This window comes from Marinovum sp. 2_MG-2023 (genome assembly GCF_030548265.1).
Classification (GTDB): Bacteria; Pseudomonadota; Alphaproteobacteria; order Rhodobacterales; family Rhodobacteraceae; genus Marinovum.
Genome location: NZ_JAUOSD010000068.1, coordinates 1 through 1,538, shown reverse-complemented (window position 1 = coordinate 1,538; position 1,538 = coordinate 1). Strand labels below are relative to the sequence as shown.

General features: G+C 59.0%; 1 protein-coding gene. It reads left to right on the top strand.

What is annotated here, in order from left to right; translation table 11 throughout:
* Positions 1-85: 85 nt before the first annotated feature.
* Positions 86-1,447, top strand: coding sequence for an ISNCY family transposase (locus Q4577_RS23615; RefSeq protein ID WP_303473374.1), 1,362 nt, complete (start codon positions 86-88; stop codon positions 1,445-1,447).
* The last annotated feature ends 91 nt before the right edge of the window (positions 1,448-1,538 follow it).

Below are 1,538 nucleotides of genomic sequence, written 5' to 3'. Positions count from 1 at the left end.
TGTACCCGCAAAGTTAAAGTGTCCCACATCTGCAAAGTAGAAGTGTCACACTCTGCCCCGATGAGAACAGGCAGAGAGTGTGGGCATGGGATGGGTTTTGATGAGCGAGCGCGAGCTGAACCGGGTCGAGGTGTTGAGCCAGGTGAGCCAAGGTCGGATGACGGCGACGACTGCGGCGAAGGTTTTGGGATTGAGCCGCAGACAGGTTCACCGGCTTCTCAGGAAGTTCCAATCTGACGGTCCGGCGTCAATCCGGCACAAAGCGCGTGGTCGGGTTTCGAACAATCGGATCGATCCGGCGGTTCGCGAGTTCGCGGTGACACTGGTGCGCGAGAACTACGTCGACTTCGGACCGACCTTTGCGGCTGAGAAGCTCGAGGAAGTTCACGGGCTGAAGGTGTCGCGCGAGACGCTGCGCAAGTGGATGCAGGACGCCGGGATTTGGCTTTCTCGCAAGCAACGCAGGACCTTTCACCAATCACGCCTGCGCCGGGAATGCTTTGGCGAGCTGATCCAGATCGACGGCTCGGACCATCACTGGTTTGAGGATCGCGGGCCGTCCTGCACCCTGCTTGTTTTCATCGACGATGCGACCAGTACGTTGATGCATCTGGAGTTCGTGAAGTCCGAGAGCACATTCAGCTACTTTGGCGCTCTGGAGGCCTACCTGCATGCACATGGACGACCTGTGGCGTTCTATTCGGACAAACACACGGTGTTCCGTGTTGCGAGCCAAGGTGCGGAGTCAGGTCACGGGATGACCCAGTTTGGCCGTGCTTTGAACGAGTTGAACATCGAGATTCTCTGCGCCAACAGCTCTCAGGCCAAGGGCCGCGTCGAACGCGCGAACCGGACGCTACAGGATCGACTGGTGAAGGAACTGCGCCTGGCGAGCATCTCGGACATGGCAGCGGCCAATGCGTTCCTTCCGGCTTTCATGAACCGCTACAACACGAAGTTCGCCAAGACCCCACGCCGTCCGGATAACCTGCACCGGCCCCTCAATACCGAACCGGATCGGCTGGCGGATGTGCTGTGCTGGCGCGACGAGCGCTATGTCGGCAACCAATTGGCCTTCTCCTACGACCGGCAGCGCATCATCCTGCAAGAGAACGAGATCACGCGCGGCCTGCCCGGCAAGTATGTCGACAGCTATGAGTACCCTGACGGCCGCTTGGAGTTCCGCTGGAAGGGCGTCTCGCTCCCCTACTCCATTTTTGACAAGGAGCAGCGCGTCACCCACGCCGCGATCACCGAGAATAAGCATCTAAGCGCGGTCCTTGAGCACATCAAGGCCGAGCAGGACAAGGCCCCGCCAAAGAAACGCCGCGCAGGCAAACAGCGCTCTCGCTACAAACCGAATGGACGGCGCAACGATGGCTGGAATTCAAAGCTGGCAAGAGCCGCGAAAGAGAAACACAAAGCCAGCCAGGGCTGCGATATCTGAGGTCTCCGCCCTGTCAGGCTTTGCTACCGTCAGCGCTCTTGGTGACATTTCTACTTTGCGGAGCGAGGGACATTTCTACTTGGTTGCAACA

Bases quoted from the DNA above. Each gene is read 5' to 3' on its own strand.
- Q4577_RS23615 (WP_303473374.1), top strand. From the start codon at position 86: ATGGGATGGGTTTTGATGAGCGAGCGCGAGCTGAACCGGGTCGAGGTG.